The 26,419-nt window shown below is 36.0% G+C and carries 18 protein-coding genes and 1 other annotated feature; of the genes, 13 read left to right on the plus strand and 5 right to left on the minus strand.

What is annotated here, in order from left to right:
- Positions 1-12 precede the first annotated feature (12 nt).
- Positions 13-1,197, plus strand: a complete 1,185-nt coding sequence (locus ACS3UD_RS16725) for an electron transfer flavoprotein subunit alpha (RefSeq protein WP_308138522.1) — start codon at positions 13-15, stop codon at positions 1,195-1,197.
- Positions 1,198-1,289: 92 nt separating this feature from the next.
- Here ACS3UD_RS16725 and ACS3UD_RS16730 read toward each other — a convergent pair whose 3' ends face one another.
- The 3 genes from ACS3UD_RS16730 to ACS3UD_RS16740 all read right to left on the minus strand — a co-directional run bounded on the left by ACS3UD_RS16730 (position 1,290) and on the right by ACS3UD_RS16740 (position 4,166).
- Entirely contained in the window at positions 1,290-1,829 is a 540-nt protein-coding gene (locus ACS3UD_RS16730) for a TlpA family protein disulfide reductase (RefSeq protein ID WP_308138521.1), read from the minus strand.
- A 52-nt stretch (positions 1,830-1,881) separates the two neighbouring features.
- Positions 1,882-2,748, minus strand: a complete 867-nt coding sequence (gene ispE / locus ACS3UD_RS16735; RefSeq protein ID WP_308138520.1) for a 4-(cytidine 5'-diphospho)-2-C-methyl-D-erythritol kinase — start codon at positions 2,746-2,748, stop codon at positions 1,882-1,884.
- A gap of 482 nt (positions 2,749-3,230) precedes the next feature.
- Entirely contained in the window at positions 3,231-4,166 is a 936-nt protein-coding gene (locus tag ACS3UD_RS16740; RefSeq protein WP_440977701.1) for a magnesium transporter CorA family protein, read from the minus strand.
- A 302-nt stretch (positions 4,167-4,468) separates the two neighbouring features.
- Between ACS3UD_RS16740 and ACS3UD_RS16745 the strand changes: the two genes are divergently transcribed.
- Together ACS3UD_RS16745 and ACS3UD_RS16750 are read left to right on the plus strand one after the other, a co-directional pair.
- Complete coding sequence (locus tag ACS3UD_RS16745; protein WP_308138495.1) at positions 4,469-4,726, plus strand: Veg family protein; 258 nt, start codon at positions 4,469-4,471, stop codon at positions 4,724-4,726.
- 140 nt (positions 4,727-4,866) lie between these two features.
- Entirely contained in the window at positions 4,867-5,700 is an 834-nt protein-coding gene (locus tag ACS3UD_RS16750) for a metallophosphoesterase (protein ID WP_440977702.1), read from the plus strand.
- Between the two features lie 54 nt (positions 5,701-5,754).
- Here ACS3UD_RS16750 and ACS3UD_RS16755 read toward each other — a convergent pair whose 3' ends face one another.
- Complete coding sequence (locus tag ACS3UD_RS16755) at positions 5,755-7,527, minus strand: 5'-nucleotidase C-terminal domain-containing protein (RefSeq protein WP_440977703.1); 1,773 nt, start codon at positions 7,525-7,527, stop codon at positions 5,755-5,757.
- Positions 7,528-7,692: 165 nt separating this feature from the next.
- Positions 7,693-7,893, plus strand: a binding site (T-box leader).
- A gap of 142 nt (positions 7,894-8,035) precedes the next feature.
- Here ACS3UD_RS16755 and proS point away from each other — a divergent pair.
- From proS to ACS3UD_RS16795, 8 genes are all read left to right on the plus strand, one after another.
- Positions 8,036-9,481, plus strand: a complete 1,446-nt coding sequence (gene proS / locus ACS3UD_RS16760; protein ID WP_308138492.1) for a proline--tRNA ligase — start codon at positions 8,036-8,038, stop codon at positions 9,479-9,481.
- A 229-nt stretch (positions 9,482-9,710) separates the two neighbouring features.
- Complete coding sequence (locus tag ACS3UD_RS16765) at positions 9,711-10,337, plus strand: metallophosphoesterase (protein ID WP_308138491.1); 627 nt, start codon at positions 9,711-9,713, stop codon at positions 10,335-10,337.
- A 19-nt stretch (positions 10,338-10,356) separates the two neighbouring features.
- Positions 10,357-11,406, plus strand: coding sequence for a hypothetical protein (locus ACS3UD_RS16770; protein WP_308138490.1), 1,050 nt, complete (start codon positions 10,357-10,359; stop codon positions 11,404-11,406).
- Between the two features lie 222 nt (positions 11,407-11,628).
- On the plus strand, positions 11,629-12,735 hold the full coding sequence (locus tag ACS3UD_RS16775) for an efflux RND transporter periplasmic adaptor subunit (protein ID WP_308138489.1): 1,107 nt from the start codon (positions 11,629-11,631) through the stop codon (positions 12,733-12,735).
- A gap of 2 nt (positions 12,736-12,737) precedes the next feature.
- A complete protein-coding gene (locus ACS3UD_RS16780) occupies positions 12,738-15,818 on the plus strand; it encodes an efflux RND transporter permease subunit (protein WP_308138488.1) in 3,081 nt (1,026 codons plus the stop codon).
- A gap of 26 nt (positions 15,819-15,844) precedes the next feature.
- The gene (locus tag ACS3UD_RS16785; RefSeq protein WP_308138487.1) at positions 15,845-16,429 is read left to right on the plus strand and encodes a TetR/AcrR family transcriptional regulator; all 585 of its coding nucleotides are present in this window, start codon (positions 15,845-15,847) and stop codon (positions 16,427-16,429) included.
- Positions 16,430-16,480: 51 nt separating this feature from the next.
- Positions 16,481-17,689 carry a TolC family protein gene (locus ACS3UD_RS16790; RefSeq protein WP_308138486.1) on the plus strand — a complete coding sequence of 403 codons (1,209 nt, stop codon included), beginning with the start codon at positions 16,481-16,483 and terminating at the stop codon, positions 17,687-17,689.
- Between the two features lie 244 nt (positions 17,690-17,933).
- Positions 17,934-18,956, plus strand: coding sequence for a branched-chain amino acid aminotransferase (locus tag ACS3UD_RS16795; protein ID WP_374049891.1), 1,023 nt, complete (start codon positions 17,934-17,936; stop codon positions 18,954-18,956).
- Positions 18,957-19,036: 80 nt separating this feature from the next.
- On the opposite strand, the gene ACS3UD_RS16800 is transcribed toward ACS3UD_RS16795, so the two are convergent.
- Positions 19,037-23,128, minus strand: coding sequence for a DUF445 family protein (locus ACS3UD_RS16800; RefSeq protein WP_308138485.1), 4,092 nt, complete (start codon positions 23,126-23,128; stop codon positions 19,037-19,039).
- 243 nt (positions 23,129-23,371) lie between these two features.
- On the opposite strand from ACS3UD_RS16800, the gene fusA reads away from it, so the two are divergent.
- A complete protein-coding gene (fusA, locus tag ACS3UD_RS16805; protein WP_308138484.1) occupies positions 23,372-25,393 on the plus strand; it encodes an elongation factor G in 2,022 nt (673 codons plus the stop codon).
- A gap of 794 nt (positions 25,394-26,187) precedes the next feature.
- Complete coding sequence (locus ACS3UD_RS16810) at positions 26,188-26,328, plus strand: hypothetical protein (RefSeq protein WP_308138483.1); 141 nt, start codon at positions 26,188-26,190, stop codon at positions 26,326-26,328.
- The last annotated feature ends 91 nt before the right edge of the window (positions 26,329-26,419 follow it).

Consider the following 26,419-nt stretch of genomic DNA (forward strand, 5'->3'; position numbering starts at 1 on the left):
ACGGTGAAGATAATGGCAAGTATAAGCATCATAAAGGAAAAGTGTGTTGGCTGCAAAAGATGTATAGGAACATGTCCCTTCGGAGCTATAGAATTAAAGGATAAAAAAGCTGTTATAGGGTCTAAGTGCACCCTCTGTGGTTCCTGTGTGGAAAGCTGCAAATTTGGAGCAATTGAATTTATAAGAGATGAAAGTACAAAAAAGGATTTAAGTGCATACGAGGGTATATGGGTTTTTGCTGAGCAGAGATACGGCAAACTAAAACCAGTTGCACTGGAGCTTCTGGGAAAGGCCGAGGAATTGGCAGCGGAATTAAATACTCATGTTACAGCTGTAATACTGGGTTCAGACATAGGAAGCCTTCCGGGAGAGCTCATTGCATATGGAGCTGATGAAGTTATGATAATGGATGCTCCATGGCTTAAAGATTTCAATGACCACATTTACGGCGAGGTAATGCTTGATCTAGTAAAGAAATACAAGCCTGAAATAGTGCTCATAGGAGCGACATCAAACGGAAGGTCTCTTGCTCCTCATATTTCGTCGGCGCTTCGTACAGGACTTACTGCCGACTGTACATTATTAGAAATAGATAAAGAAGAAAGGCTGCTTCTCCAGACGAGACCGGCTTTTGGTGGAAATTTGATGGCGACTATAGTGTGCCCCAATAACCGACCTCAGATGGCCACCGTTCGCCCCAAGGTTTTTAAACAAAAGGAACCTGACTATGAAAGAAAAGGCAGAATAACATTTTTGGATGTCCCGTCTCCCGTAGAAAGTTTTGTTAAAAAAATAAGAGATATTGACAATGACGAGGGGTTAAATCTTTCAGATGCAGATATAATCGTAAGCGTAGGAAGAGGAATAGGAAGCCAGAAAAACATTCATATGGCTCAGGAACTGGCAGATGCTCTGGGAGGTGCGCTGGGATCTTCCAGACCGGTTGTTGATTCAGGGTGGATGCCTTACAGCCAGCAAGTAGGACAGACGGGCAAGACAGTTGCTCCCAAAATATATATAGCCTGCGGTATATCCGGTGCTATACAGCACCTTGCAGGTCTTGCAGATATAGAAACTATTGTGGCAATAAACAATGACCCTGATGCACCAATATTTAAAGTCGCAAATTACAAAATAGTAGGTGATATCAAAGAAATTCTTCCCATACTTACAGAAAAAATAAAGGAAACGAAATAAATTTTGCGAACAGGCAAAAATGCGGCTGCGATAAATTCGCAGCCGCATTTAAAAGTGTATTATGGATATTACATAATTTTGAATAATTTATATTATTCCTCAAAAAAGCCATAAAGCTGTTCCATTTGCTCGTATGAAAGCATTCCTACATATCCTTGTACGGCTTCGCCTTTTTTATTTATGGATATTGTTGTAGGGAAGGAGCGTACGCCGTATGTGCCTGCAACACTCATATCTTCATCCAGAACTACATTAATGTCAAGTCCATTTTCTTCAAGAAAGCCTTGCACAACCTCTTTTGATTCTCCAACGTTGACAGTCAGTACCAAAAGGTCGTCCTTATGTGCTTCCTGCAATTTTTGCAAATCTGGCATTTCAATAACGCAAAAATCGCACCATGTTGCCCAGAAGTTCAGTATTACATTTTTATCTCTCAATTCACTTAATTTAACGGTAGTGCCATCCAGCGATTTAAGTTCGAAATCAGGGGCGATTAGTGCAGCACTTTTTTCTTGTTCAGATTCGGTTTCTTGTCCGCCTATTTCTTCTTCATTGGGGATTTCTTCAATTTGTTTGGTGCAGCCCGTTGCCAGCAAAGCAATCAGTCCAATAATTAGCAGCAATTTTTTCATAATTTACCTCAGTCTTTTTATTTATTATGCTGATACCCTCATATAAATTGCTCTAAACAATTATTTGATAACCTTTATTAATTGTTTTAGTTATAAATGTTTGAGGATATATGCTTGAAATGTTTTTATATGCCTCTTCAAGGCTCAATTTGTCAGCAAACAACCCGTACACTGCTGATCCGCTTCCTGTCATAAGTGAATTTATTGCTCCTTTTTGTATCATCATTTTTTTTATTTTATTTATTTCAGGATGAAATATTTCAACAACCTTCTCAAGAGAATTGCATGCAGATTGGGCAGTGCTACAGAAGTTGTTTGAATTAATATAATCTAATATTTTACTGTTTTTATGCAAGTTGTAATGGCGTGGTTCAGTATTGCTGTATACAAACTTCGTCGACATTGAGAAATCCGGCTTTACTACTAAAATATTATCCCAAGTAAAATCATTTAACTTAGCAAGCTTTTCGCCTGTACCTTCAGCCTTATAAGTTCCTCCCGTTAGGCAGAATGGAACATCAGATCCTACTTTGAGAGCTACTGCCTGCATTTCAAGTTCAGACATATTCAGATTCCAATAAATATTCAATCCTCTTATGACAGCTGCTGAATTGCCGCTTCCGCCTGCCAGCCCGGCTTCGGAAGGTATTGTCTTATTAATTTGTATGACTATTCCTGAATTTATATGATATATTTCTTTTATAGCAGCTGCAGCTTTATAGCATGTATTCCTTTCATCAACCGGAATATTCGGAGTGCTGCATTGTATAATAATTTCATCTTTATCGTAATTACTTATTTGAATTTCATCATGCATGTCTATGGACTGCATGATTGTTTTTATAAGGTGATATCCGTTTTGTAGCTTTCCCTCTATATCTAAAAATAAATTTATTTTTCCATAAGAATAAATTTTCATCACTATAACCTCATCAGAATACAAAGTTAGTGTTTATTATATATTAACCAGCAAATTATAACAACTTAAAAATTTTTTTAATTATTTGAAAAACTGTGATTAATTAAAATTTAATTGGGTATATAATAAATACAGCAAATGTTTTATTTAAATTTATCGTTTAGATTATTTCAAATAAACTTTAAAAGACAGATTTTAGTTTATTGGTAAATGTATTGAGAAGTATGATAAAGATAATTATCTGATTTGTTTATGTAAGATTTAAAGTAAGAATGAGATGAGTTAATACTTTTAAACTAAATTTTGACTGAGTTTGAATTGAATGTATTCTCTACAGAATCTAAACGGTAGTAAATAAAACAGGCGTTAATGTATAGATTAACAGAAGAGGTGATTCCCCCAAAAACAGAAATAGATAATCAGAATGAATAGCACCCGATTTTCCAGTGTGTAATTGAAGAAAATCGGGTGCTATTCATTTGTTAAAATAAATTCTTTTTCAGCAGAACAACCCCAACGATTGCGGCTGTAACTACTGATACTCCTAATACGATCCAAAAGCCGAAAGGAGATGTAGCAAATGGTATGTTTGCAACGTTCATTCCAAAAAAACTTGAGAACATTGTTGGAATAGCCATCAATATTGTTATTGATGTTAACAGCTTCATTACAATGTTAAGATTGTTTGAAATAATTGATGCAAATGCATCCATTGTTCCGCTAAGTATTCCACTATATATGTTAGCCATTTCGATGGCCTGCTTGTTCTCGATTATTACATCTTCAAGAAGATCTTCATCCTCAGAGTACTTTTTAATTATGTTGATTCTAAGAATTTTTTCAAGCACCACTTGATTTGCCTTTAGCGCTGTGGTTATATAAACAAGTGATTTCTCAAGATCTAAAAGCTGAATAAGTTCTTTATTTTTCATCGACTGATGCAGCTGTTTTTCAACGTAATTGCTCATTCTGTCGATTTGTCTCAGATAGAGAAGATATCTCTGTGCATTTTTGTAAAGTATTTGATACAAGAATCGATACTTTTTATAAGTGTAAAATGTTCGTATGCTGTTCTTTTCAAATTGGTCAAGGACAATAGAATTTTTCAGGCATACGGTAATAATGTTTTTTCCAGTTATAATAATTCCAAGAGGCAGCGTTTCATATATTATGTGATCATCAGTTTTTTCCACATAAGGTGTATCCACAAGTATTAAAACCTGATCATTTTCTGTTTCTAAACGTGCAGATTCTTCCTCATCAAGTGCTGCTCTTAAAAAATCTCTGTCTACTGAAAGTTCGTCTTCAATAAAATCCAGTTCTTCGGGTGTCGGATCAACCAGATTGATCCATGCTCCGTCTTCTATTTCTTCCAGTGTGAAAAGAGTGTCGTTAATAGATTTGAATATATCAAGCATTGTTCACCTCAATTTAATAATAGATTTCCTCTATTACCAAATTGATGATAAGTTCAGTAATAGAGAAGTATTAAGTTTATTTTGTGCAATCTGTTTGACCGTAGGGACCTCGTCCATTACATTCACTTCCTTTTTTATATGTTTAATTGCCTTAATTATAATAGTCTATTTTCTTATTATTTGCAAGTTAAAAATAAGTAAATTAAAGAAAAAGCACATATTTTTCATTGTTATGGTAAAGATATTAATAAATGAATAAATTTTACCTGATTTTCATTTAATATAGTGTAGAAGGTGATTTTTTGACGGCAAATTCTGTAGCTAGGGTAAAAGGATTGGTAGAAGGATGTGTAGGCCAAAAAGTTAAATTTAAAGTAAGAAAAGGGAAAGCCAGGTCGCATATTAGTGAAGGGGTAATCGCTGACACGTATCCTTCAGTATTTACGGTTCACGTTGATAACAAAGGATTAAGAAGAGTGGTGTCATTTAATTATATTGATATTTTAACTAATTACGTTGAATTTTTCATATGTGATGAAGAGGAAACAAAAATCGTATAATAGTGTAAAAGATGAAACTCGAAAAATAAAGTAAACTTATATTCAATACATAAATTACTTTTTGTATGAATTAAGTTTCGCTTTATTTTTTTTGCCGAATTTGATATACTTCAACTTGAAATCTCTTATGGAGTGTTACAGTGAAAAAATTTTTAAGATTTATAAGTACTCTTTTGTTGATTGCTTTTGTTGTGTATATATACGCCCGATATGTTGAGACTAACCTATTAATGGTCCACTATATAAATGTAAAGGACAGTCGTATCAGTTCAAGCGATAAAGATTTAAAAATACTTCAGTTCTCCGATATGCATATATCGGAATATTTTGATGAAAAAGACATTAAGAAGGTCGCAGAAAAAATAAATGGCGAAAATCCTGACATAGTAGTTTTTACCGGAGATTTATTAGATGAGTACAGCAGCTACGAAGGTAAGGACAATATTGATGGAATAAGCAAAATACTTGGGTCGATCAAGGCTCCTATGGGTAAGTATGCTATTTACGGCAATCACGATTATGGAGGAGGAGCAGAATACGCATATAAAAAAATAATGGAGAACAGCGGATTTGTTATATTGAAAAATGAGAAAATTGTTTTGGATGAGTATAATGTTAATATTATAGGAATGGACGACTCAATATTCGGAAAATTTGACAAAGAAATGCTCATAAGCCTGCTGGATGAGGAATGCTATAATGTGGTGCTGAGCCACGAGCCGGATGTGATTGATTATTTGCTGGAATATGAAATAGATTTGTATTTAGCAGGGCACAGCCACGGGTGTCAGGTTAATCTTCCCTTTATCAAATGGCTTCCGCTTCTGGCGAAAAAATACACGGGCGGAATATATACTTTTAATAATTTCAGACAGACCATGGTATATGTGAACACAGGGCTTGGGACATCACAATTACCTCTCAGGCTGATGGCTCCTCCGGAGCTGTCTGTATTTTTGCTGAATAATCAATAAACAAAAGGATTTGTGCACACTTGCACAAATCCTTTATTACATTTAGTCAGGTAATTATTTTACGGGAATCTTAATTGCCTGGTCAGGGAAAATCAGGTGAGGATTAGCTAAGTTGTTGTATTCAGTCAATATTTCCCATGTAGTGTCGTATTTTTCGGCTATTTTCCATAAAACGTCTCCTGAAACAACTATGTATGTTACTTCAGCTGCAGGTTCCGGAACTGTTTCAACGGGAGCAGGCTCCGGTTCGGGAACGGACTCCGGTTCTTCGGGCTCAACGGGTTCAACAGGAGCAGGTTCTTCAGCAACAGTTTCTTTAACAGTTATTCTTCCTGAAACTTCGCTTCCGGCAGTTCCGTTAGTGTTCAGATAATTTGCAAAAATTTCTTCATATGTACCAAATTCAGCTTCCACGTCATATTTTGACAGCATTTCATAACCGTCTCCACCCACTGATATAAAATCATTTATAGCAACAGTATATTCTGCTGTTAAATCAAGAGGGCTGTCACCGATTTTTACATCTATAACTCTCAGACCTGCAGGCTGTTCGGGATCAAACTCAAACGTCAATCCGCTGACATGAAGGAATGCTCCCTGCGGAGACGGATAACCACTTACTGAATGTTCCAGCATTGCCAATAAATCTTCACCGGTTATTTTCTTAATTTGTACTATATTTCCAAACGGGAATAGTTCTGCTATTCTTCCCAGGGTAATGTCGCCTGGTTGAATGTCTACTCTTATTCCTCCGCCGTTAACGAATGCCACATCTGCACCGGACTCTGCTCTTACGGCATCAGCGGATAAATTACCAAGGTTTGTCTCTTGAGCTCTTACATGCTCTCTTATACCGTCAAGATATACATCTGTTTTTGCAACAACCTGATCAAATGTTTCCTTATTTTTGGAATTTATTTCTTCAATAATAGCTGCTAACTCAGGATCAGCTTCAGTGTTTGCAGCAGCTTCAGCCGAAACAAGGCGAGCTGTTTTTTCTATAACTTCGCCGTCCTGAACACTTATATCAACATAGCCAAGATTCTTATCATAATTTCCGGACTGTGCAATCAGTGTATTGTTTACAATCATGCCTTCCTCTAAAAGAGTGTGGCTGTGTCCGTCTATTATTACATCAATTCCATCTACTTCTTGGGCTATTGCCTTGGAAGTAATAACAGAACTTTCATCAAGACCTATGTGTGCAAGAGCTATTATTACATCAGTCTGATCCTTTAATTCTTCAACCATTTCTTTTGAAATTTCAACTGGATCAGCAAATGTCAAACCCTCAACGTTTAACGGGCTGGTTTTATACATGGTTTCCGGAGTGGCTAATCCAAATATTCCTATTTTTACTCCGTCCATTTCTTCAATGGTGTATGGAGTGAAAACTGGTTTTCCTTCTTCATCTAAAACATTGGCACACAGCATGCCGATTCCGGACATATCTCTAAGTTCAAACAATCTTTCTTTTCCATAGTTAAAATCGTGATTGCCGATAGTCATATAATCATACCCTGCGGCTTCTAAAACATTTAAGGCATTTTCACCCTTGCTTATATTAACTATGGGCATTCCGTGGAGAACATCACCGGCATCTAGCACAAGAGTGTTAGGATTTGCTTCTTTGGCCTCTTTAATCAATGCAGCTATTTTAGCAAGGCCCATTACATTATTATAACTGTCTTCTTCAATCCTTCCGTGAATGTCATTAGTGTGGATAATAGTAATAGCAGTAATTCCTGTTTCGTCTGCAAATGCAAAGCTGAAGCTGCTTAGTATTAATAATGCTACTAAGACTAAACTTGTTACTCTTTTTTTCATACTTACTTTCCTCCTAATTATATTATTGTTATGCTTTTACTTATTATAATAATAGTTGGAAACATTTTCAAGCACCTAAAAAATATTATACCCATATAAATATAAGAAAAATATCAAAAATGATTGACAAAACTAAACTTTTTCTATAATATGAGTTATAAATAAATATTTACGATGAAGAGAAGCAGTAGAACTTACATGGCAATAGAGAGAAAACTGATTGGTGAAAGGTTTTTGGCCCTCTGTATATCGAACCCGTCTCGGAGTATTTGGGAGTAACAACCCAAAGGGAAATCCCCTTATTTGAATGAGATGCTGCAAATAATTGCAGCAATTAGAGTGGTACCGCGGAAATCCGCCTCTTGATTTAGAGGCGGTTAATTTTTTTTATACCCTAAATCCATTTTTATTATGGATAACTGAGTAGGGTTACTTCAATAAGTTTCTGATTTACGGGAACTATAGTAATTATATTTTAATGCGAGACTGCAATGTGAAAGGAGAAATTATGGCTAAAAAAGAAAAAGATTTTGTAAAAGAAATAACACCAATGGAAGAAGACTTCAGCAGATGGTACACAGATGTTATACTAAAAAATGAATTAGTGGATTATTCACCAGTTAAAGGGTTCATGGTAATAAGGCCTTACGGATATGCTTTGTGGGAAAGAATACAGGAATTTGCCGACGAAAAATTTAAGGCAACAGGTCATAAAAATATGTATTTTCCTCTGTTGATTCCTGAAAGCTTATTGACAAAGGAAAAAGAGCATGTTGAGGGCTTTGCTCCTGAGGTGGCATGGGTTACTCACGGAGGAAGCCAGAAGCTGGGAGAGAGATTGGTTATCAGACCAACATCAGAGACAATCATATGTCATATGTACGCAAAATGGTTGAATTCATACAGGGATTTACCTTACCTTTATAATCAGTGGTGCAGTGTTGTAAGATGGGAAAAAGCCACAAGACCATTCTTAAGAACTTCGGAATTTTTATGGCAGGAAGGACATACACTTCATGAGACAAATGAAGAGGCTCAGGCTGAAACTCTTCAGATGCTTGATATTTACAGACAGGTGGCGGAAGATCTAATGGCTATACCTGTAATTACAGGACAAAAAAGCGAGAAAGAAAAATTTGCAGGTGCACATGCTACCTATACCATGGAAGCATTGATGCATGACGGTCAGGCTCTGCAGGCAGGAACTTCTCACAACCTGGGGCAGCATTTTACAAAAGCATTTGATATTAAATTCCAGGGAAGAAACGGACAGGAAGAGCATCCGTATCATACATCATGGGGAATATCAACAAGGCTTATAGGAGGACTTATAATGGTTCACTCTGACAACAGAGGGCTTGTGCTTCCTCCGAAGATGGCTCCGACTCAAGTTGTAATCATTCCTATTGCAATGAACAAAGAAGGAGTTATGGAAAAAGCAAACAATCTGTATGATTCTTTAAAGGCTGCCGGAATAAGAGTCGAGCTTGATGACAACAAGGAAAACTCAACAGGATGGAAATTTAATCAGTATGAAATGAAGGGATATCCAATTCGTATAGAAATAGGTCCGAGAGATATAGAAAACAATCAGGCAGTTGCTGTGAGAAGAGATAAGCTTGAAAAAGAAACATTGTCGCTTGACAATATTGAGGAAACTATTTCATCAATGCTTGATTCAATGCAGGTAGATATGTTTGAAAAAGCTAAGACTCACAGAGAGACACATACTTATGTAGTTGATGACTACGAACAGTATAAAAAAGATCTTCCAAACCGCCCGGGATTTGCAAAAATGATGTGGTGCGGAGACAGAGAGTGCGAAGACAAATTAAAAGATGAAACAGGCGCTTCGATCAGATGCATCCCGTTTGAGCAGGAGAATTTAGGGTGCAAATGCCACATTTGCGGCAAAGAGGCAAAGCATATGATTTACGTTGCCAGAGCATATTAAAATAGAAATCCGGCAATACAGGCCAACTAGCCACTAATAGGGATGTAGCAAAAGAACATATAAAAACAGATCATAACGACTTAAAGAACGGTCGCAAAGATCTGTTTTTTTATTTGATTTTAATATTTAAAAAGTAAATATTATGATATAATGAAAAAAATGTGATTTAACTAATACTGAGACAAAGTTATATTTTTCTGTATTTTAACTTGGGAGGTAGATAACTATAATGAAAAGCTTAAAGGATATATACAGAGAATTTCTATCACTGTTTAATTTTCCTTATATATCCGAGGAGATTTTAAAAGAATTAAAAGGGCCTATACTGCTTCATATAAGTGATACTCCTGTAGATATCTACGATTATATTTTTAGAATAATTAATATCATAAAGCCTCAATACGTTATACATACAGGAGATATGGCGGATAATATTAAGTTGGGAATTTATAAAAATAAAATTGATTGCTACTCTAGAGGTGTTACAAAGCTCATAGAAGGTTTAGAGAAGAATGAATTTTCAAAAATCTACTATGTGTTGGGTAACCACGATGATTATGAAACTGTAAGCCAACTGACTAAGAGAGGAACAATTCTTGAGGATGGTTTGCTGACAATAGAGGATTGTAAAATTACAGTGGGACACTACTACAAGGAATATTTTTATGAGGCAGATTTTAATCTTTATGGACATACTATTGAACCCGGACATTACAAGAAAAATAAAACGGTCTGTTTAAATGGGGTGTTGAATATAAATATAATTGATTTATCAAATAAAAATGTATTCCATTTAGAGTATCCTGTGGGGACAAATGAGTCAAGAGGCGTTGTATTAAAAAGAATCGGCTTATAAGTGAAAGGGGGCATGTACTATGCTGTTATTTAGGATGGGACCACGATATTTATTTATTAGAACTGAAGATATTGAAGGAACCACAAAGTTTTTAGAGAAAAGCCTTAATGGAGAAGTTATAGGCTTCCAGCAGGGCATGGGCAGGGCATCAGAGAATAGCACTCTTTGTTTTATAACAGGCATTAATTATGAAAAGACCTACATAGAGGATGCAAGAAAAATTGTGCTCATTAATGATGTTGCTTCAGTGATACTATCTACAATTATTAATAGTCGCGGATATAATCTTTTGCAAAAAATTGACATGGGTCCAACATCAATGATTATGCGTATAGCAGGTGATGAAAGCAAGCTAATAGATAGGGTTAAGGATCTATTTGACGGCAAAGAAGTTGATTGGATAGAGGGCATTGGAATGGGAGAAAAGGATGATACTATTCTGGCCTTTACCAAAAAGTCAATTAACGGTCCATTGGTTTCATCAGATATTTTGGATACAAAGATATTAGTCCCACGCCCATCCATAGAGGTTCGTGGAAAATTGCGATTAGAGGGATTGAGACTTATGACCCAAAGCTTAAAAGACAGCCAGTGGTATGAGCTTAGAATTAACATATATGATTCTATGGGCGAGTATCAGAAGCACTATGACAGGCTTATGTTCATACTGTCAAAGCTGGAAATGGGAATGGTTTTAGGAGAAAGCTGGACTAAGGATTATGCAGTGCTTCTATATTCAGTGATGACCTACCAGGTTAGATTATTTACATTTTTTACGCCCCAGGAGGTTAAACGAATTTTGGCGGCATTGGAATATACAATTGATGGCAAAAGGCTGGTAGATTTTGACTTATATCACAAAAATAAAAAAATTTCTTGGCTTGATGTTAGTCCGGCTAATAGAAAAGTAAAAAAAGCTGATGAAGTTAAAGCCTACAGACAAAGCATGTACGAAAAACTTACACCGGAAGATATTAACACTTTAGAGTCAATGGAAGAAGCAATTGTTTCAAGCCATACAAAGGCACCAACACATTCCGGCAGCAGAAGAAGAAAAGTTACCGATTAACGCTAAAGATACATTGTTCAATGCAATAAATAAATTAAGAGATTGTGGGTTAGTCAATTTAATGGCTTAGTCTAAAATCTCTTATTTTTTACATGATTATGACCTTATTTAATCAAAACATAATTATAATTTAAGAGAAATATAATTAATTGACTTTATAATAAAGCAGTGCTATAATTTTTATAGAACTGACCGGTCGGTCGGAAATTGAGGGAGGAAAACTTGAAGAAATTATTGACATTATTATTAATTACTGCATTCGTTTTAGCAGGATGCAGCGGCACAGGCAGCGAGTCTGCAACGGAAGAAGTATCTTATACGGCAGTAGAAGTTGAAACATTAAAGCCGATGGAACTATACATAGAAAATATCATGACAGCTAAAGCATATGCGGACAAAGATGTCTACGTAGTTCCTCTTACAGCGGGAAAAGTTGAAAAAATAAATGTCAGCGTAGGAGACAAAGTTCAAAAGAATCAGGTTCTATTCGTTATGGATAAAGATGATATTAACAAGCAGGTAAATCAGGCATATACCGCATATGAAGCCGCAAAGGCGGGGTATGATGTAAGCGCCGCTCAAATTCAGACGGCAAAGGATTCCTTTGAGAAGATGAAGAAGCTGTACGAAGAAGGCGCAGTAACCGAGACACAGTATGAACAGGCAAAGCTGGCGGCATCGGACGAATCGCTGGAAGCGGCGAGGATGGGAGCGGAGCAGGCAAGAGTAGCATATGAAAATGCAGCATCCATGCTTGAAAATGCGGAAGTAAAAGCTCCGATTTCAGGAGTTATTTCTAATATTAGCATTGTAGAAGGCGAATATGCAACATCAGCCAATCCACCTATAACAATTGTTGATTCCGACAGCATAACAATTGAGTTTGGTGTTCCGGGCAATATGATAAACAAGATAAAAAAAGGTGATGCAGCAACTGTGGAAATAAAAGCTGCCGAGTTTAAACAGGAATCCGTCATAAACAGTGTAAGTTCATCTGCTGATTTAATGACAAACTTGTATAATGTTGATATAATTCTTGACAATAACGGTATGATTAAGCCAGGGATGTTTGCCAAGGTCTACTTAGACACAGACAGAATAGAAAACGCACTTGCAGTTAAGACGGAAGCTGTAAAGGAAAATGGAGACAAAAAATACGTGTTTGTAGCTGAAGATGAAGCTGCGGTTGAGAGAGAAGTTACAACCGGACTTGACACTGGAGTTTATACAGAGATTATATCCGGTTTAAATGAAGGAGATCAAGTAATCGTAAAGGGCCAGGATTATGTAAGCGACGGCAGCAATATAAAGGTTGTAAGGGGTGAATAGTAATGCTTTCAAGATTTTCGGTTAAAAAACCCGTTACAATTACAATGATGATATTAATTGTCATTGTTTTGGGAGTGGTGTCATTAAGTAAATTGCAGATAGATTTGCTTCCGCAGATGGAACTGCCGTATGTTATGGTTCAAACAGGATATTCCGGCGCAGGACCGGAGGAAATTGAGAATTTAATTACGAAGCCGGTGGAACAGAGTGTGGCTACTGTTGAAAATATTGAAGGTATGATATCATATTCAAATGAAGGAAGCTCGTTGGTATTGATCCAATTTGCATTTGGAACGGATATGGATAATGCAATGCTTCAGCTTAGAGAAAACATTGATTTGATTGAAGGATTCCTGCCGGACGGTATAACATCACCCATAGTAGCGAAACTGGACCCAAGTGCAATGCCAATTATTCAGATGGCTGTTTCAAGCGGCGGAGATCTGTATAATGCTCAAAAAATGGCTGAGGATATTATAGCTCCGCGCCTTGAAAGAATTGAAGGAACGGCTTCAGCTTCTGTTTCCGGCGGTCTTGAAAAAGAGATTGAGGTAATGCTTAAAGAAGAGGCGCTAAAGGGCTTCAATCTTAGTCAGGCCTACGTGACACAAGTGATTCAGGCAGCAAATATCAATTTGCCGGGAGGCAGTGTCAAAAAAGGAAGTAATGAACTTACAGTCAGAACAATAGGGGAGTTTAAATCAATAGAAGACATAAGAAATCTGACAATTCCTCTTACTACAGGGGGAACAGTAAGGCTTCAGGATATTGCCGATGTTAAAATGGCTGATAAGGATCAATCTACTATAACGAAGATGGACGGCAAAGAAGTAGTTCAGATTTCCATTATGAAGCAGTCAGACGGAAATACAGTTAATGTTTCAAAAAAAGTAAACAAAGAATTGGAAAAAATAAAAAAAGAATATCCGGATTTAAATATGATATCCTTTTTTGATCAGGCAGATTATATAAATTTTGCAATTAAAAATATGATAAGAACAGCGATTTTAGGTGGAGTTTTTGCGGTAATCGTACTTATGATATTTTTAAGAAGCTTTAAAACGACACTTGTAATTGCGCTTTCTATACCTATTTCCGTAATTACTACATTTGTTATTTTATTCTTTACAAAGATAACACTCAATATGATGACCATAGGTGGGATTGCTCTCGGAATAGGTATGCTGGTAGATAACTCTATTGTTGTTCTTGAGAATATATATAGAAACAGAAGCCTGGGTATGGACAGAACAACGGCGTCTATAAACGGTGCAAATGAGGTTTCAATGGCAGTAACAGCTTCTTCACTCACCACTGTAGCAGTTTTCCTGCCGATTGTATTTACGGGAGGGTTGGCTGCAACCATATTCAAGGACTTTGCTCTTGCCATAGTAATAGCTCTTATGAGTTCATTGGTCATTGCACTTACACTGGTTCCTATGTTGTCATCCAAACTCGTTACAGTTAGAAACCTTGAATCTGAAGAAACTCAGGAAAAAAAGCATGGACCGCTGGTTGTGCTGTACAAAACTGTTTTAAGCTGGAGTTTAAGGCATCGCTTTATTACAATAGCGGCGAGTATAGGGCTGTTTGTTGCCAGCATTGCTATGCTTTCATCGGTGGGAGCGGAATTTTTTCCTGCCACAGACGAGGGGATAATAAATGTTAGTGTTAGCCTTCCAGCAGGATCTGAGACAGAACAGATTGATGAGACTCTAAAGGAAATCCAGTCATCAATACAGGAAATACCGGAAGTTGTTTCGATATTTACTCAGGCGGGCAGCTCCGGCATAATGAGTATGGGAGGTAGTTCAGGTACCGGTTCTATGACTGTTATTCTGAGCGAGCTGAATGAGAGAGACAGAAGTGCAAAAGATATAAGCGATGAGATTCGAAAAATGGTTAAGGATGTCCCCGGAGCCGAGATAAGTGTTTCGGAAGCATCAATGATGATGATGGGGATGAGTGTTGGTTCCATAAGTATCAGCATCAAGGGAGACGAAATAGATACTCTTAAGGATATTGGAGATGATTTCAAGGAAATAATCGAAAAAGTTGAAGGAACAAGAGAAGTAACTACAAGTTATGATGACGGAATACCGCAGGTTCAGATAAAAGCTGACAGGGGCATAGCTTCTCAGTATGGACTGACTACAGCACAGATAGGTTCGGAAGTAAATAATGTTTTATCAGGGTCAACCGTTACGAAGTTTAAAGTTGACGGTGACGAGCTGGACGTTATATTAAAGGGAGATAATATATACGGACAAAGTATTTCTTTGCTTGAGATGCTTCCAATACAAACACCGCAGGGAGGAAGTGTACCGCTTTCGGAAATAGCAGAAATCAGCATTGAAAAAGGTCCTATCAGCATTATGAGAGAAAATCAGACAAGAGTTCTGACAGTAAGCGGAAGTGTTTTGGGAAGAGATACTCAGTCTGTTTCAACAGAAATAGAAAGCTTGCTCAGCAAGTATGAAATGCCAAACGGATACAGCTATACTTTCGGAGGAGAGACGGAGCAGATGGAAGAGACATTTACAGATTTGGCAATGGTTATGCTTGTTGCAATCATTCTTGTGTACATGATTATCGCAGCGCAGTTTGAATCGCTCCTTCAGCCATTGTCCATAATGTTTTCGGTTCCACTTGCATTGTCTGGAGGATTTATAGGGCTGTTTTTAGCAGGTCTTCCTCTGAATGTAATAGGAATAATCGGGTTGATTATTCTTGTAGGTATAGTAGTTAACAATGCCATAGTTCTTGTAGACTATATAAATAACCGAAGAAACAGGGGTGAAGACAGAACAACCGCTATAATGAAAGCAGGACCCATAAGAATAAGGCCTATTATGATGACTGCCCTTACGACGATACTGGGGCTTGTACCTATGGCAATAGGTATAGGAGAAGGAGCGGAACTTACCAGATCCATGGGTATTGTAGTAATCGGAGGACTTTCATTATCAACTGCGCTGACATTGGTTGTTGTACCGATAATGTATACAATATTTGATGATATAGCGGCATTTTTCAAAAGAAAATTTAAGAAAAACAAAAATAAAACAATAGAGCGGGCATAACATAAAAAATATGAGCAGGAGGAAACATGGCGGGAAAAAATCAAAAGAGAAGCAGGATATTGTCAGCTGCCAGAGTTTTGTTCAGAGAGAAAGGCTACCATGATACAAAGATGGATGACATAGCACAAAGCGCAGGAGTGGGAAAAGGTACGCTGTATGAGTATTTTAAAAGCAAGCAGGATATTTTTGATGAAACATGCGTGGATTTTGTCAAAACACTCAGGGACAATATTGAGGAAATATCCTTAATGGACAGGAGTTTCAAGGAAAAAGCAATGTTGCTGTTTAAAAGGGGATGTGATTCGGGCAACGAGGATTTTGAAAAAAGTCCTCATGATTATATAATGTCTTATAAGAATTTAATCTCTGAGAAGGTACTCAAAACAATGTTTGATTATGTCTCGGAAATTAACAGGATAATAATAGAAATGATAGACCAGGGAAAAAATGAAGGGGTAGTCAATAAGGAAGTACCTTCATACCTGATTTCATGCCTTGTTCTGGGAACTATGAAAGAATATTTCAATTTGAAAATCACCAAGGAGGATAATATATTTAAAGAAGGAGATATAATCTTTGACTTGTTATTTAACGGTATTGGTGTAAAATAGTAATAGGCGGAAATTTTTAAAAACATAAAAAACGATAATCGGAGGTAAAACATGAAAAGAAAAATATCATTTCTGCTTGCAATGGCACTTATGCTTGGCACACTAACAAATGTTGCACTGGCTGAGGATGCTGTTCCGGCAGACACAGATGAGATAAACGAAGCAGTTGAGGAAGAAAGCGGTGTATTGGAGTTGTCTATGGATGAAGCCGTTAAGCTGGCAACTGAAAGTGACAGAGGAATGTGGAAAATAGATGATGGAATTAAACAGGCTCAAGATGCCAGAAGATCAGGCAAAAGCGCCAAAGATCAGGCAGAAATGCTTATGGGTATGTCTTTAGATACAATATCTGCTATGGGTGTTGACATAACAAGTAATTATATTGAAACTCTGCTTGCAAAAAACGGATACTACGTTACATATGCCGATACTCAGATGAAGCAACTTGAAAAAAATCGGGGATTGCTTTTGAAAGGAATTGAAATATCAACAAAATCACTGTATTACAACGTGCTGCTGGCTGAAAAATCAATTGAAATTAACGAGGCCAAGTTAGACAAAGCAAATGAGCAGCTCAGAGTTGTAAACCTGAAATTCGATAATGGCTCTGCTACAAAAGCGGAGGTGCTTAATGGGGAGATGGCAGTACAGCAGGCCAAGACTGATTTGGATTCAGCCATGGATGACTTAAATATGGCAAAGCTTGATTTGTTAAACAAGCTTGACCTGCCATTTGATCAGGAGATAGTGCTTACGGATACGGAACTGACCTATGTTCCCACAGCGGAAATAGATTTAGATGCTGTTATAGAAAAAGCTAAAGAGGAGAGACCTGAAATCCTTAAAGCTGAGAATGATCTGGAGCTTCAGGAAATAGAAACACATGCGTACAAAGCATATTACACTTCAAATCTCAGACAACACAAGGCAGCAGTAGAAAAGTTGAAAGATGCCGAATTAAACGTTCCTCAGGCTTATAAAGATGTTGAGCTGGATGTGAGAAAAGCTTATTTGAACCTGATAAAAGCTGAAAGAAGTCTTGTAAACATGGATAAAACAGTGGAGCTTGCAACAGAAGCTGCGCGCATAAACAAACTGCTGTATGACAACGGAATGGCAACATCACTTGAGGTAATAGATGCAGATACAAACCTTGCCCAGGCAGAAATCGGGCGATACCAGCTGCTGGCTGCGTACAATATCAGCAAGCTGATGTTTGACAATTCAAATTTGATGGGAAGTTCTGGTTTAGCTCAGTAGATAATAAAAAGGAATTCCCTTTTGGGAATTTCTTTTTATTATTGCAAAAAATTTCAAAAATGAACTATATTGCATGCAAAAGTATGCATAAATGATTTTGCGATTATTAAATTATTGATAAATGCAGTATTTATTACAGGTAGAAATTGGAATGAATTTTGCTATATATTAAAGGAGATGGCTGAAATTTATTGCTTGAAGGTATGATATTTGTTATTAATACGATATTATTTAGGAGGAAATTATGAAAAAGAAGGACATTAAATGGTCAGATTTGGGTTTTAGTTATATTAAAACAGACAAGAGATATATTTCTCACTGGAAAGACGGAAGCTGGGATGATGGACAGCTTGTTGAAGATAACAAAATATCCATAAGTGAAGGCTCTACATGCCTGCATTATGGCCAGGAGTGCTTTGAAGGCCTGAAGGCATACAGCACAAAGGACGGAGGAATTCAGCTCTTTAGACCTGATGAAAACGCTAAACGTATGCAGACGAGCTGTGAAAGAGTTATGATGCCTAAGGTTCCGGTGGAAAAGTTCGTAGATGCATGTATGCAAGTTGTTAAGGCAAACTCAGAATGGGTACCTCCTTACGGCTCAGGCGCAACATTCTATTTGAGACCGTATGTAATAGGCGTTGGAGATAACATAGGAGTAAAACCTGCACCAGAATATATTTTCGGCGTTTTCGGAATGCCTGTAGGACCTTACTTCAAAGGCGGTATGAAGCCTGTAAACTTTGCAACAACTCTTGAAGACAGGGCAGCACCTAACGGAACAGGAAAAATTAAAGTAGGCGGAAACTATGCAGCAAGCCTTCATTCACATCACGAAGCAGTAAAAAATGGCTTTGCGGATTGTATTTATTTGGATCCCGCAACACATACAAAAATTGATGAGGTCGGCGCAGCAAACTTCTTTGGAATTACAAAGGATGATAAATTTATAACTCCTAAATCTTCATCAATACTTCCAAGTATCACTAGAAGATCTTTGATGCAAGTTTCAAAAGAGTACCTGGGAATGGAAGCAATAGAAGATGATGTATTTATAGATAATCTGGACAGATTCAAAGAAGCTGGAGCGTGTGGTACAGCTGCTGTTATAACTCCAATAGGCGGTATTGACTATAAAGGAAAACTGCATGTATTCTACAGCGAAACAGAAGTAGGTCCTGTAACCAAAAAACTTTATGATACTCTGTACAAAATTCAGATGGGAGATGTAGAAGCTCCAAAAGGTTGGATATACAAGGTTTTATAATAATATAATGAAATCTGAACAATATAAAATCAAAAATCACGGCGATTGAAAACCGCCGTGATTTTTGATTATAAATGTATTTATTTTTTATCCTTATTTCTGCTTAAGTTAATTAGCTCGGTTAAAATCTTTAGCGATGCCAGTGCAAATCCCACATACATATTTATTCCGAATACAAAACCTCCCAAACCATAAAACATGAGTTTTTTGAAATAACCTCCGGCAAATGAATCAAACATTTCATGTATTTTTTCAGGTTCCATTTTTTCTATTTCTTCAAGGGCAATTTTGTCAAACTCTACAGATTTCAATATTTTATCCATGTTGCGTTTTAAACTGTTGATGCATGAAACAGTGAAAGTATTCAGGATGTAATCTTTAAAGTTCCCATCTATAAAATTAAAATTTTCCGAGACTGCTTCGTCAATTACTGAGCTGATATGACTGTTAACAGCATTTTCAAATTCAGGATTTTCCAGTAGCTTGTGAATGTATAATGCAGAAGAATTTACAAACTCATCTTTATTAAGAATGCTTCCTGCGTCTATATTTAGCTCTGAGATTAATTCAGATGATGCTGACTGAAGTATTTCATCAAATCCGTTTTTATCCAACTCTGCGAAGAGTTTTTTAAATGTATAAGTTATATTTGTTTCGGAAATTCCTTTGAATATTTCTCTAAACTCCGATTTCATGAACTCATCAACTGCCGAATCTGTAAGCTCGGTTATGCGTTCAATAATGCACTCTTTACTTTGGCTCATGCTTGAATGCAATGTATTAGAAAACGAGTTTATTTCATCGTGATAAACATTTTGAAGCTCTTCAAGATTCCCGGCTCTGAAAAATTTCAAAATTTCAGATAATTTTATATTTCCAATTTTGTCGGCTAAGTGATTCACTGAGATGGTTACTTGGCTTTCGGCTTTATCACTGTCAAAGTAATTGTCTGCCAGTTCATTCAACTTTACTGCGCTTAGATTTGAGTACACCTCTGCTGTCTTAACTGTGTAGAATTTTTCATTAAGAATACTGTAAAATACAGTTTGAAGCTCATCTCTTTTTTCTTCAAAAAACTGAGGAATTTTATCATCTATAAATTTCACAAGAAGTTCATCAACTATTACATCGCCGCCCATAACGGTATACATGCCTTTTTCAATAAACCCGAGGTTGTTTTTAATTTCAGACTGCACTGCAAAAGATATCTTTTCCTTGCTTTCTTTAATGCTTTTCACAATTAAGCCGGATACTTTGTTCAGGATCTTTGGCATATGGGAATCCATGTACTGTTTAAGCCTGCCGTCAAAGATTTCACCGAGGGTATTGCTGTCAGCATTGGTGTTAACTACTTCCATCACTCTATAGATTGCTTTGTGCCTTGAATCTTTGTTCAGAATAATACCGGCAGTTTTTTCGGAAACTTTCGTTTCAAGATTTCTTGTAGCCTCCGTGCCTATAATTTCCTTAACGCGCTTGTTTATAAGCAGTTTATACTTATCTTCGTGCTTCAAGATTTCCTTTGTAAGCAATGTATTGTCTGCTAATGTATTATTCAGTTTGTCATAGCAGTTGTTATTGAAGGTTACTAAATTATTCTTTACAAAATCGCCTGAAAATTTACTTTTTAGTGTGCTCTCTGAATTCACAAATGAGCTAGTGCTGCCGATTACTTTTTTAAATTCAAAGCTTATTTTTATTATTGTACTTTTATTTATCAAATCTGATAGCCGAACAGGTGCAATTTTGTTATATAAAAATTCTCCTAACTTGACTGCACTTTTTTCAAACATTCCTTTAAGATAAGAATAAATGTTGTTAGCAATATTGTTTTTATTATTAGTTAGAAGGCTACCTATTGTTTTGTAATTGTTGTCGGCAATTGATTTAGTGAACGCATTTGTGATGTCGTGCTCGTATTTGTCGAACAATTCGCTTATGCTTTTCTTGTTAAGCAGGTTTTTATCTATAAATTGTGCCGTCTTTTGAGCAAAGGTACTCTGGTTTTTTATTATGTATCCCAAAGAGAAATTGCGGAAAAATGGCAGTTTCGAAAGCAGCTTGTTTTTCCTGTAGGGTTTGAAAATCATATTTATTGCAATTACATTTGTCATATATCCTACCAGTGCATATGCTGCCATATTAGCTGTTCTGATTACCGTTGGCCCGGGAGAAACCGTATGGAAAGTGGCAAGAATTAAGCCGGCTACTATACCCAACATACCCCCAAAATACATTATCGGTTTTAACTCTCTGCCGATAAAATCATTTGCAAGGTTCACAAGAGCTTTGTCATCCAGTTTGTTTAAATTGTCCGAAACAATTGCTTTTATTGATCCGTTTAAAATTATTCCAGAATTATCAACTGCATATGTGCGCAGAGAATCTGAACTGTTTTCAACCAGGTCATCTATTGAATTTAATTTATCCAATACAAAAGAAACAGGTGCAGGTCTTACTTTTTCAGCGCCATTTATGTAGGCTTTGTATAAGCTGTCATTTAATGTATCAACAGTCTCCTGATTCAGGTTTTTTGATGTCAAATTTACCGCTAAATTTTCTGCATTTATACCAATCCATTTTTTTATGGAATCTTCCATGGAAGATATTGCTTTACCTATGAGAAGGCTAAGCTTTTCTGCCGAACATTCAGCCTGTTTTTCATTAACTAGGTGTCTTAATTCTTTATCTAATAAGCAGGATGCGCCATTAGCAGCAATCTGTGTCAGATAATTTTTTACAGTTTCAGATGGCAAAAATTCAGAAAATTGCTTCATAAGGCCGGGTAATACATCATCTCTTATTAATTCGGCAGAAAATATATCACCGGCTTTCTTTTCTGCAATATATTCGGTGAAAGAATTAATAAAGGATCGCGAATTTTGCCTGATGTAATTTCTTATGAATAAGCTGATTTTTTCGGGTGTTATATTATTTCTTTCTGCTTCCTCAAATATTTCTCGAATTGTAAGGCTCTCTAATAAATCAATAAGCTTATCACTAAGTATGTTTCCCAGTTTTTCAGAATTTGAAACTTTTCTAATGTAAGATATTATTTTGTCTGCCAGGCTGTATTTTTTGCTCAAATTATTTAAATACACAGTTTTAATTGTAGACAGCATCTTTGCTTTTAATCCGTCTGACTCTTTTACAACTTCATCCATTGACTGTTCAATCAGAGTATCTATCAAATTGCTGTTTTCTTTAATCCAGCCAATAATGTTTTCGGTTACGTAAGGAATGTTGTCTGTGAGGTAAATTTTAAGACTGCTTTCAAAAGATGTATCCAGGAGGTCAAACAGTGATTTATCACAATTTTTTCCAAATGAAAATATAGAACTTATAAGATTTCCGATACGTTCTGTTCCTTCCTTTGAATCCACATACGAAGATATTCTGTTATGCAAATTTTCCGGAATTTCATCAAGCATAACAATTTCTCCGATTTTTTTGTCATAAAACACCTTTTCCGCAGATTTGAAGGATTCATTAATTCCCAAGGAATCTAAAATTTCATCAATTATGGTCTTAAATTTTTCGGGATATTTATTTAAAAGTATTTCAATAATATTTCCTATGATATTTTCATATATATTACGGTCTATTATATTTCCGAGAACCAAGTTACTGTTATGCCTATATACGGACATAAGAGTATCTTTCAGTATATCGGAAGTATCTATTGTTTCATAAACTGCAGAATATATTGAGTTGCTTATACTGCTCAGCTGTTTTGGAGTTAAAAATACACCCGGGTCAAGTTTATCAAGCATAATTTCATATAAATCAGGCATGTATTTGTTAATAATATCTGATATGAAAGTGTCAGTTGATTCTAACGTTTCGTCAAAGCCTTCAATTTGCTGCAGGCGATTACTTCCAACTGCATCATATAGGCAGCTCTTATAAAAATCCGATGTCATTGCATCAAATTCTTTTTTTAAACATTCATCGTTGAGTATCTGCTGAAACTTTTCAGTGTTTATTATGTCGTTTTCAACCATACTGCTGAGATTATCAATAAATTCCGATCTTGTTTTTTTAATGACGCCTCCGATTTTAAGGGGGGTATATTCTTTAAAAAGCATGTTTATGGCATAGTCGTTAGTTATGTAACCTGACGCACCTCCCAAAACTGCCTGCGCTATGTAATTGAGTATTATTTCGTTCATAATGCTGTCCTTAATTGTACTTTTGAAAATTATATCACTGGCATTTGAAATTTGCAAAGTATTATTATGTACATAAATTCAATAATGGTTTAATTATGCATTGACTTATTTTTAACAATAAATTTTTAATATTGTTTGCATAATTTAACAAATAAGTCACATAATTAAAATTATATTGATTAATCATACTTTATAATGTAAAATATAATAAATAAGCAGAATCTATTAGGAGGAATAAAGCGAATGAAAACGTATAACACTGACCAAATTAGAAACGTTGCCTTGATTGGCCACAGTAGCTGTGGCAAAACATCATTAACCGAAGCATTTTTATTTGATACTAAAGTTATAAATCGTATAGGCAAAGTTGAAGACGGAAATACTGTTTCCGATTTCGATAAAGAAGAGAAAGATCGACAAGTTTCTATCAGCACATCAATCATACCTGTAGAGTATGATAATACTAAAATTAATTTCCTTGATACTCCTGGATATTTTGATTTCGTAGGTGAGGTATATGGAGCGTTAAGAGTTGCCAGCAGTGCAGTAATTGTAATAGATGCAAGTTCAGGAATTGAAGTTGGAACAGAAAAAGCGTGGAAATATGCTGAGCAGAGGAAGCTTCCAAGAATAATATTCGTTAATAAAATGGATAAAGAAAACGTTAAATTTGACGTATTGCTGGATAATTTAAGAGAAAAATTCGGAAAAAGAGTTGTGCCATTTGCAATTCCTCTCGGTAAAGGCGATAAATATGACGGATATATGGATATTTTGGAAAGACAATGCTACATCGGCACCGAACCTGTGGAAACATTACCAGATACTGCTGAAAAGGCTGAAAATTTCAGATCAATATTAATGGAGTCCGTTGCAGAGACAGACGAAGAAATGCTGGAAAAATTCTTTGAGGGCGAAGAATTCACCGATGAAGAAATTCATGATGGATTGAAAAAAGCTGTATTGGCGGGAGAACTTGTTCCCGTAGTTCTTGGCGCTGCATCGAAGGGTTTAGGAGCAAGCCTTCTTATGAGCGTTATAAAAGAATACATGCCGACGGAACAGGATGCAGAAGATGTGAAGGCGGATTCATCAGCACCGCTGTCAGCTTTTGTATTTAAAACAATCGTAGACCCGTTTGTTGGTAAAATTACATTATTTAAAGTTATGTCCGGAACAATTAAGAAGGATGCAGATATATACAACGCTAAAATTCAGGAATCTGAAAGGCTGGGAAATGTGTTCTACATGAGAGGTAAAGAACAGCTTGAAGCTTCGGAAATTAAGGCGGGAGATATTGGAGCCACATCAAAGCTGCAATATTTCGCTACGGGAGATACTATTTCTTTGAAAACAAACCTTGTTGAATATGACGAAATAGATTTTCCAAAACCTTGCTACTTTATGGCAGTAAGAGCTAAAACAAAAGATAATGATGAAAAAGTCGGACTGGGACTTCACAAACTCAACGAGGAAGACCCTACCTTTAGTATAGAAAGAAATTCTGAAACAAAAGAACAAGTATTGGGAGGACAGGGAAATATTCAGCTGGAAGTTATAGCAAGTAAACTTAAAAACAACTTCAAGGTTGAAGTGGAACTATCACCGCCTAAGGTTGCATACAGAGAAACAATCAGAGGTAAATCAGATGTACAGGGCAAGCATAAGAAACAGTCCGGAGGAGCAGGACAGTACGGCGATGTTCACATCAGATTTGAACCAAGCGATGAAGAATTCGTATTTTCAGAAGAAATATTTGGAGGATCTGTTCCGAGGAACTTCATACCAGCAGTTGAAAAAGGTCTGAGAGAATGTTTGGACAAAGGAACTCTGGCAGGTTGTAAGGTTGTGGGCATTAAAGCAACATTGTACGACGGTTCATACCACGATGTTGACTCTAACGAAATGGCATTTAAAATAGCCGCTTCATTAGCATTTAGGAAAGGTATGGCAGAAGCTAAACCAATACTACTTGAGCCGGTTGCAAAAGTTGAAATTAACATACCCGATGAATACCTGGGAGATATAATGGGTGACATGAACAAGCGAAGAGGAAGAATCCTCGGCATGGAGCAGCAGACAGACGGAAGCCAGCTTGTAATGGCTGAAGCACCTATGGCTGAAATGTACACCTACGCAATTGAACTTAAATCAATGACTCAAGCAAGAGGAAGCTTTACCATGGAATTCTTAAGATACGACGAAATGCCAACTAATATGGCTGAAAAGGTAGTAGCTGACTATAAAGCTAAGAATGAGAATTGATGATTTTGTGGTTTAAAACAAAAGTCTAAAAATTTAAAACAAAGTTAAAAATTTGCACCTCTCGGCTATAATACCGAGAGGTGTTTTTTGTAGTAAAAATAAATTCTAATTATGGTAAAAAATGCGTTTTATAAATTGTTGGGAATCTTAAATTCTAATATTGAATAAACCTTTTTAAGTTTTTAATGCCGTAAGAATTTCTTTTAAGAATAACAGAGTTCAATAGTGAAGGGTCATAAAATTTGTCGTTGGCATAGAATTGGGTATTAATTTATTATATACCATGCTGAACAAATGCCTAAATAAGTACAGATTATTCATAACAAAAAAAGTCGGTGGAGCAATTTAGAATAAGAGGGTTCAATCAAATAATTAAATCTTTTAGGGAAGATGAAAATCCAATACAATTATAGAAAGTTCAAAAAATATCTGGTGTTGATTCAGCTGATTTTATTATAAAACTAAGGTGCTTGTTTTTTATTAAATATACTAGTAAATATACTGAAATACATTTGAGCAAAATTAGAAATAATGTTATAATATAGTATAATTTGTAAATTTTCAAAGATATACTGGAATAGTTTCAAACTATATTCCAAATTGCCATTACAAAAGCAAAGCATTTAGTTAAAACTATTGGAGATTGTGATCTGTAAAAAAAGTTCTATTTTATGTAAAGAACTTTATGTGAATGTACATAGTATAAATATATTTTATAATTAAAGTACAATCAAAAATACATGATGTGATACTAAGATTGTAGGCTGAATTAGAGCACAAAGTAGGTGATTATAATGTCTAAGCCATTAGATGGAGCAAGAGAATCTAATGCAGGTGATATTTTTCATTTAGTATGGGCGGCGAAAAAAGCATTAGCTTTACTTGAACCAAATACAAATTTTAAGGCCATTTGCGTAGAAGGACCGATATTGTAAAATGTATTATTGTTTGTAAAAATACATAATGAACTTATGAAAAAAGTAATGAAGTTATTGTTTGTTTTGTAGAGAGTAATTTTAATGAATT

This window comes from Sedimentibacter sp. LTW-03, assembly GCF_052059825.1.
In the GTDB taxonomy this organism is placed as follows: Bacteria; Bacillota; Clostridia; order Tissierellales; family Sedimentibacteraceae; genus Sedimentibacter.